This is a genomic window from Terrabacter sp. FW104-15G4B, assembly GCF_058790095.1.
The window spans coordinates 1-7,445 of sequence record NZ_JBYTCI010000057.1 but is presented as its reverse complement, the minus strand read 5'-3'; the positions used below and the strand labels follow the sequence as shown (position 1 = coordinate 7,445).

Sequence of the window (7,445 nt, the reverse complement as noted above, 5' to 3'; positions counted from 1 at the left end):
GTGAAGAGGGGCGGGTGGGGTGCGGAGGGTCAGAGATTGCCGAGGACGGAGTGCACGTCGATGGCGATGACCACGCGCTCGGCGTTCGGGCGGGGCTCGCGGTAGCGGGCGGCATACCGCTGTACGGCATCCGCGACGGAGGCCCCGTCGTCGAGCACGCGCGCGGTCCCCTGCAGGGCGAGCCAGTGGCGCCCGTCGACCTGGCACAGCACGGCCGGGCAGCCGGCGCCGGCGTTGCGCGCCTTCCGGCTCGTGCGGCTCGTGATGACCCGCGCCACGGACGCGTCCGCGTCCCAGGTGAACCCGACCGGCACCACGTGCGGCGAGCCGTCGCGGCGCAGCGTCGTCAGCGTCGCGAGGTGGCGCACCGCCATGAACTCGAGCGCCTCGGTGGACAGGTCGCGGGGGAGGGTCGCCACCGCGTCAGACTACGAGGCTCAGCACCATGACGAGCGCGAAGCCGACGACCGAGATGACGGTCTCCATCACCGACCACGACTTGATCGTCTCTCCGACGGTGAGACCGAAGTACTCCTTGACGAGCCAGAAGCCGGCGTCGTTGACGTGGCTGAAGAAGAGCGAGCCGCAACCGATCGCCAGGACGAGCAGGGCCAGGTGGCTCGTCGTCAGGGTCGAGGCGAGCGGTCCCACGATGCCGGCGGCCGTGATCGTCGCGACGGTGGCCGAGCCGGTGCCGAGGCGGATGAGCACGGCGACGAGCCAGCCGAGGAGCAACACCGAGATGCTGACACCCGTGGCCCAGTCGGCGATGACCTTGCCGACCCCCGCGTCGACAAGCGTCTGCTTGAAGCCGCCACCCGCCGCGACGATGAGGATGATGCCGGCGACGCCGGGCAGGCTCGCGCCCAGGGAGTTGCTGGCCTGGACGCGCGTCATGCCGGAGGCGAGACCGAGCCGGAAGTAGCAGAAGATGACCGCGATGAGTAGCGCCACGACGGGGGTGCCGAGAACGTCGGAGACCTGACGGACGCCACTCCCCTTGTCGGAGACGGCCAGCTTCGCGATCGCGTCGATGAGCATGAGCGCCACCGGCAGGGTGATCGCCACGATGGCAGAGCCGAAGCCGACGCGACGGCGCCCGGGCTCGAGGGGTGCCTCGAGCTCCTCGAGGTTGCCGTAGCGACCACCGCCCCCGGCGCCCGACGGCGATGATGTTCCATGCGGGCGATCTGCGACGGCCACACCGCCCGCGCCCGCCGACACCGGCGTGCCGACGAGCGTGTCGACGTACTTGGGCACCCACTGGTCGACGAAGCGTGCGAGCACCGGGCCCGCGACGATGACGGTGGGGATGGCGACGATGATGCCGAAGAGCAGCGTGCGGCCGAGGTCGGCGTGGAGCAGCCCGATGGCGGTCAGCGGACCCGGGTGCGGCGGGACGAGCCCGTGCAGCACCGAGAGGCCCGCGAGGGCCGGGATGCCGACCTTCATCACCGACAGGCCGGTCTTGCGAGCCACGAGGATCACGACGGGCACGAGCAGCACCACACCGACCTCGAAGAAGAGGGGGAGGCCCAGGATCGCTGCGATGAGGGCCATCATCCACGGCAGGCCGCCCGGTCCGACCCGGCCGACGAGCGTCGAGACGATGCGGTTCGCCCCGCCGGAGTCCTCGAGCATCTTGCCGATCATGGCTCCGAGGGCGATGAGCACGCCCACCGCGCCTGCGGTCGACCCGAATCCGGCGATGAAGCTGGTCACGATGTCGGCGGGGGGCATGGTCGCCACCACGCCGAGGACGGCGGAACCGAGCATGAGGGCCAGGAACGGGTGCAGCTTGACCGCGGTGATGAGCAGCACCACGGCGAGGATGCCGAGCAGGCACGCGAGCACGAGCTGCGCGTTGCCGGCATACGGCTCCTGGGGTGCCTCGACGGCGAGCCGTGAGACCGCAGGGGCGAGCGCTGGTGCGACGGTGTTGGGGAGCGTGGCAAGCATCATGCGGTGGGGTCCTTCCAGAGTCCGAGGGCGCGCAGTGATCGGTCGAGCACCTCGGCCGCAGTGCCCTCATTGGTGACGGTGACGCCGGGCTCGTCGGCCGCGAGCGGCTCGAGCGTGGCGAGCTGGCTGGGCAGCAGCGAGGCCGGCATGTAGTGCCCGGCGCGGTGCTCCATCCGGGTTGCGATGATCTCGCTGGGCGCCTGGACGTGCAGGAAACGAACGTGCGGGCGGCCGCGGCGCAGCACGTCGCGGTAGGCCCGCCGGAGGGCCGAGCACGTGACGACGGCCGACTCGCCCACCGCCTCCTTGCCGCTGATCCACTCGCCGATGGAGGCCAGCCACGGCCAGCGGTCCTCGTCGGTCAGGGGCTGGCCGCTGCGCATCTTGGCGACGTTGGCCTCGGAGTGGAAGGCGTCGCCCTCGGCGAACTCCCAGCCCATGACGGTGGAGAGGCCCTTGGCGACGGTGCTCTTGCCACTCCCGCTGACGCCCATGACGATGACCACGTCAGGGTCCGGGGGCGCGAGAGGAGGAGGGTCGTCCGCGGAGTCCGGCATGTTGGGTACGTACCCCGTTGTCCAGCGGCGGCCCCGTCTGTAGCGTGGCCCCTTGTGCCTGCCCGTGTCCGACCGTCGTGAGGACCTTCTGGCTGCTCGTCCGAGCCGGCTTCAGGAGGCATTCGACGTACCGGTTGGCTCTGCTCGCCGGGATGACGACGAACTCCGTCTTCGGCTTCATCCGGGCCTCGATCCTGCTGGCGGCGCTCGCCTCGGCCGGCACGTCCATCGGCGGCTACGACGCCCCGACGACGATCGCGTTCGTGTGGTGGGGCCAGGCGCTGCTCGGCACGGTCAACCTGTGGGGGTTCGCCGAGGTCAAGGACCGGGTGCGCACGGGTGACATCGCGGTCGACTTCCTGCGGCCTGTCGATCCTCAGCTGGCTTACCTGGCAAGCGATCTCGGCCGCGCCGGCATCAACCTGGTCGGTCGGGGCTTACCTGCCCTCCTGCTCGGTGCGCTCCTCTTCGACCTGGCGTGGCCGCCGTCGGCGCTGAGCTGGGTGGCCGGCGCAGTCTCCGTGGTGCTCGCGGTCGTCGTCGCCTTCGCCGGCAACTTCGTCATCAACCTGCTCGCCCTCTGGCTCGTCGAGATCCGCGGCATCACGCTGCTGTGGATGATCACCGGCGGGCTGCTCTGCGGCCTCTACCTACCGGTGCCGTGGTTCCCGGACTGGCTGCGCACCGTCGCCAACTGGTCGCCCTTTCCGGCCATGCTGCAGAACCCCATCGACATCCTCGCCGGACGGGTCTTCGGCGCGGGCATCGCGTCGGCGGTCGCGGTGCAGGTCTTCTGGGCCGGGGCGCTGCTGGGGCTGGGGCAGGTCGTGTTGCGTGCCGGTCGCCGTCGTCTCGAGGTGCAGGGTGGCTGACGTCACGCTGTCCCAGCGGCTGCGCCCCTACAGGGTGCTGCTCCAGTCCCGCGCACGGGCGCAGATGCAATACCGCACGTCGTTCGTCACTGACATCCTCGGCACGGTCGGCGTGGGTCTCGCGGAGTTCGCCGAGGTGTGGGTGATCTTCCACAACGTCGACGTGCTCGGCGGGCTCGACTTCACGGCGGCGCTGCTCGTCTTCGCCCTGTCCAACCTCGCCTTCTCGCTCGCAGACATGTTCGTCGGACACCTCGACCAGCTCCCGCGCTACATCCGTGCCGGTCAGGTCGACGCGTTCTACGTGCGACCGCTCCCGCTGCTCGCCCAGCTCATGACGAGCGACCTGTCGCTGCGACGGGTCGGGCGCCTGACCGTGGCGATGGTGGCTCTCGGCGTGGCACTGACGACTGCCGACATCTCCTGGTCGGCCTCGACGGCCGCGCTCATCGTCCTGACGGTCGTGAGCGGCACCGCGATCTTCTCCGCCCTCTTCACCGCGGCCGGAGGGGTGCAGTTCTTCCTCGTCGACGGCGCCGAGTTCACCAACGCCTTCACCTACGGCGGGTCGTATGCCGCCCAGCAGAGCCAGCAGGTCTTCCCCGACCCCCTGCGGATCTTCTGGACCTTCGTCCTGCCGACGGCGTTCGTCGCCTACATCCCCGCCGTCGCGATCCTTGACGTCCAGGACCCGCTCGCGCCGACGTGGCTCGCCTGGTTCACGCCGCTGGCCGCGCTGCTGGCCTGGGGCATCGCTGGAGCGTGCTGGCGGCTCGGAACCCGTCACTACCAAGGAGCAGGCGGATGAGCATCATCGAGACGCGCGACCTCGTGCGCGACTTCAAGAAGACGCGCGCCGTCGACCGGATGACCTTCTCGGTCGCGCCCGGCGAGGCGGTCGGCTACATCGGTGCCAACGGCGCCGGCAAGTCGACGACGATCAAGATGCTCACCGGCATCCTGAAGCCGACGTCGGGCCACGTCCGCACGTGCGGGCTCGACCCGATGCGTGAGCGGGTCGAGGTCGCGCGTCGGGTCGGGGTCGTGTTCGGACAGCGCTCGCAGCTGTGGTGGGACCTCCCGCTGCGCGACTCGTTCGCGATCCTCGGGGCGATCCACCGGATGGACGAGCCGTCGACGCGCGCCCGCACCGACCTGCTCGTCGAGCAGCTCGAGATGGGACCGCAGCTCGGAACGGCCGTGCGCTCGCTGTCGCTCGGACAGCGGATGCGGGCCGAGATCGCCGCGGCCCTGCTGCACTCGCCGGAGCTGCTGATCCTCGACGAGCCGACGATCGGTCTCGACGTGCTGTCGAAGCAGCGGCTGCGCGAGTTCCTCGTCACCGAGCGGCGTGAGCAGGGCACGACCCTGCTGCTGACGACGCACGACATGGGCGACATCGAGCGGCTCTGCGACCGGGTCCTCGTCGTCGACCACGGCCGGCTCGCCTTCGACGGCACGCTCGACGGTCTCGCCGGGACGGTCGGCGCGCGCCGCATCCTCGTCATCGACCTCGCGCAGCCGACGCCCGACCTGCGGGAGGTGCCCGGTGCGACCCTCGTCGCCAGCGAGTCCGACGGCCTGCGCCAACGGCTCGCGTTCGACTCCGAGGCGACGAATGTCGCGGCCGTGCTCGCCCACGTCTCCTCACGGCACGAGGTGCGCGACCTGACCATCCTGGAGCCGGACATCGAGGACGTCGTCCGCCGCATCTACGCCGCCTCCGGCCGCACCTGACCGTCCACCCCAAGCCCCGACGCCACCGTCGAAAGGCCACAGACAGGGGCCCGGTTCGTGGCCCTTCGACGGTCAGAGGGTGCGGAGGAGGCGGGTGGTCGAGACGAGGACGGCCAGCAGGACGATGGCGGCGAAGACGACGAGCACCGCAGGGGCCGCGAAGAAGGTCACGGCGACGCCGGCGGCGACCACGGGGATCGTGATCCCGGCGTAGGCGGCGAGGAACATACCGGCCAGCGTCTCCCCGCGGTTCTCCGGGGAGGAGACCGTGGCCGCCGTCGTGAGGGCGACGTTGAAGACGAGCCCGACGCCGGCCCCGGCCAGCACGCCGGCGACCGTGAAGACCGGCAGCGACGTCGTCCAGGCTCCGACCGCGACGAGCACCAGCCCGACCGACATCGCCGCCATCCCGGCGCGCAGCCGCTCGGGCACGTCCCGGGAGCCGAGCACGATCTGCGAGAGCGTGGAGGCTCCGATCACGCCGAAGACGATGGAGCCGGTGAGCAGCCGCGAGTGCAGGCCCAGCGTGCCGCCGACGAAGCTGGCCGTGAGCGACGTGAAGACGCCGAGCACCGAGAAGGCGGCCGCCGCTGCGACCGCTGCCGCGGAGAAGTGCCGGCGGGCAGCCGGCTCCACGCTGACCCGCTGCGGGCGGTAGGCCGGGCGCACGGCGGGCCGCTCGACCGTCTCGGGGGCGAGCAGAAGGGCACCGAAGGCCAGGACGAGCAGGACGACCCACACGGCATACGGCACGGTGAGCGGGTGCGGGAGGAACTGCGTCAGCAGCCCCGCGACGAGGGGACCGAGGGCGAGCCCGCCGGTGTTGACGGCGCCCGCGACGACGGAGGCGAAGCGCCCGTCCGAGTCGGGCCGGCCCACCGCGTGCAGCTCGGCCAGGTGGGCGGTGGCGGTGGCGGTGACCGCGCCGATGCCGATGCCGCAGAGCAACCGGGCCACGAGCAGGCTGGCGGTGTCCTGGAGCAGGACGAACATGACCGCGCTGACGAGCTCCAGGGCGGTGGCCGCGAGCAGTACGCGCCGCCGCCCGAGGTAGTCGCTGACGTGGCCCGCGAGGTAGAGGCCGGCCATCACGCCGATGCCGTATGCCGCGAAGATGAGCGTGATGACGAAGGTGGGGAAGCCGTCGACCTGCTGGTAGAGCGGGTAGAGCGGGGTGGGCAGCGTCGTGAAGGCCATCAGGACGGCGAAGGCGCCGACGACCACCCAGAAGCCGCGCCGGTGTCGCGCCCGCCCGGCGTCGTCGTGCTGCTCGGCAGCGGTGCGCTGGCTGGTTGACGTCATGACCCAAGCCTGCGCTCTGATGATTCATCGTGTCCAACGAGCATCTTCGGTCGTATTGAACGACTCGATCGATGGATGATGGATGTCGTGGACACCCGGCACCTCGAGTACTTCGTCGCGGTCGCGGAGGAGCTGAGCTTCACCCGCGCCGCCGAGCGGCTCCAGGCGGTGCAGTCGACGGTCTCCTCCGGAGTCGCAGCGCTCGAGCGAGAGGTGGGCGCGGCTCTGTTCATCCGGTCCACCCGCCACGTCGCGCTCACCCGGGCCGGCAGCGAGCTGCTGCCGCGGGCCCGCACGGCGCTCGAGGCCGTGCGCCAGATGCGGACCGCCGGTGCGCGGGCCACCGGAGCGGTGAGCGGCTCGGTGCGGGTGGGGATGCTGACCAACCTCGAGTCCCTCGGTCTGCCGGCGGTGTTCGGCGCATTCCACCAGGCGCACCCGGGAGTGGAGCTGTCGATGCGCACCTCGCCCAGAGGCTCCACCGGACTGGTGGACGACGTGCGTCGCTCCCGGGTGGACGTCGCCTTCTGCGGTCTCGCCCTGCAGGACCTCGCCGGCGTGCACACGCAGGTGCTGAGCCGGCAGCCGTTCGTCGCGCTGCTGCCGGACGGGCACGCCCTGGCCCGGGAGCAATCCGTGTCGGTCGCCGACCTGCTCGGCGACGACTTCGTCGAGATGCCCGTCGGCTTCGGCAACCGCAAGGTCGTCGACGACTGGCTGCGTGGCGCAGGCCTCCGCCGGCGGGTCACCCTGGAGGTGCCGGACCTCAGCACCGTGCCGGCCTACGTCGCGGCGGGGCTGGGGGTCGCGGTGGTCCCGCAGCAGACGGCGGCCCGCGCGCCCGGCGTGGCCGTCCTGCCCCTGGCGGAGGAGCTGGTCTGGGAGCTGTCGGTCATCGCCAGGCCCGAGGGCCGGTCACCCGCCGTCGACGCGCTCCTCGCCCACCTCGCGCATCAACTCCCACCCTCGACCTGACCGCCGCCCGGCCCGCCCCAACAGTCGAAAGGCCACGAAC

At 71.3% G+C, this 7,445-nt stretch carries 8 protein-coding genes; 4 read left to right on the top strand and 4 right to left on the bottom strand.

The window, feature by feature from the left end:
* Nucleotides 1-29: 29 nt before the first annotated feature.
* Genes AC3WRT_RS20445 through AC3WRT_RS20435 form a run of 3 tightly spaced genes read right to left on the bottom strand, consistent with a single transcriptional unit; the run spans nt 30 to nt 2,519 of the window.
* Nucleotides 30-419 carry a pyridoxamine 5'-phosphate oxidase family protein gene (locus AC3WRT_RS20445; RefSeq protein WP_492725219.1) on the bottom strand — a complete coding sequence of 130 codons (390 nt, stop codon included), beginning with the start codon at nt 417-419 and terminating at the stop codon, nt 30-32.
* 4 nt (nt 420-423) lie between these two features.
* Nucleotides 424-1,962 (bottom strand): GntT/GntP/DsdX family permease, encoded by a 1,539-nt coding sequence (locus AC3WRT_RS20440; protein ID WP_492725218.1) that lies wholly within the window; start codon nt 1,960-1,962, stop codon nt 424-426.
* The gene (locus tag AC3WRT_RS20435) at nt 1,959-2,519 is read right to left on the bottom strand and encodes a gluconokinase (protein WP_492725216.1); all 561 of its coding nucleotides are present in this window, start codon (nt 2,517-2,519) and stop codon (nt 1,959-1,961) included. Before AC3WRT_RS20435 ends, AC3WRT_RS20440 begins: the two co-directional genes overlap by 4 nt.
* A 152-nt stretch (nt 2,520-2,671) precedes the next feature.
* Here AC3WRT_RS20435 and AC3WRT_RS20430 point away from each other — a divergent pair, with 152 nt between their 5' ends.
* Genes AC3WRT_RS20430 through AC3WRT_RS20420 form a run of 3 tightly spaced genes read left to right on the top strand, consistent with a single transcriptional unit; the run spans nt 2,672 to nt 5,128 of the window.
* Nucleotides 2,672-3,391 (top strand): ABC transporter permease, encoded by a 720-nt coding sequence (locus AC3WRT_RS20430; RefSeq protein ID WP_492725214.1) that lies wholly within the window; start codon nt 2,672-2,674, stop codon nt 3,389-3,391.
* Nucleotides 3,384-4,199, top strand: a complete 816-nt coding sequence (locus AC3WRT_RS20425) for an ABC transporter permease (protein WP_492725212.1) — start codon at nt 3,384-3,386, stop codon at nt 4,197-4,199. Before AC3WRT_RS20430 ends, AC3WRT_RS20425 begins: the two co-directional genes overlap by 8 nt.
* The gene (locus AC3WRT_RS20420; protein WP_492725210.1) at nt 4,196-5,128 is read left to right on the top strand and encodes an ABC transporter ATP-binding protein; all 933 of its coding nucleotides are present in this window, start codon (nt 4,196-4,198) and stop codon (nt 5,126-5,128) included. Before AC3WRT_RS20425 ends, AC3WRT_RS20420 begins: the two co-directional genes overlap by 4 nt.
* A 72-nt stretch (nt 5,129-5,200) precedes the next feature.
* On the opposite strand, the gene AC3WRT_RS20415 is transcribed toward AC3WRT_RS20420, so the two are convergent.
* On the bottom strand, nt 5,201-6,430 hold the full coding sequence (locus AC3WRT_RS20415; protein ID WP_492725209.1) for an MFS transporter: 1,230 nt from the start codon (nt 6,428-6,430) through the stop codon (nt 5,201-5,203).
* An 87-nt stretch (nt 6,431-6,517) separates the two neighbouring features.
* Here AC3WRT_RS20415 and AC3WRT_RS20410 point away from each other — a divergent pair, with 87 nt between their 5' ends.
* Nucleotides 6,518-7,405, top strand: coding sequence for a LysR family transcriptional regulator (locus AC3WRT_RS20410; protein WP_492725207.1), 888 nt, complete (start codon nt 6,518-6,520; stop codon nt 7,403-7,405).
* Nucleotides 7,406-7,445: the final 40 nt, after the last annotated feature.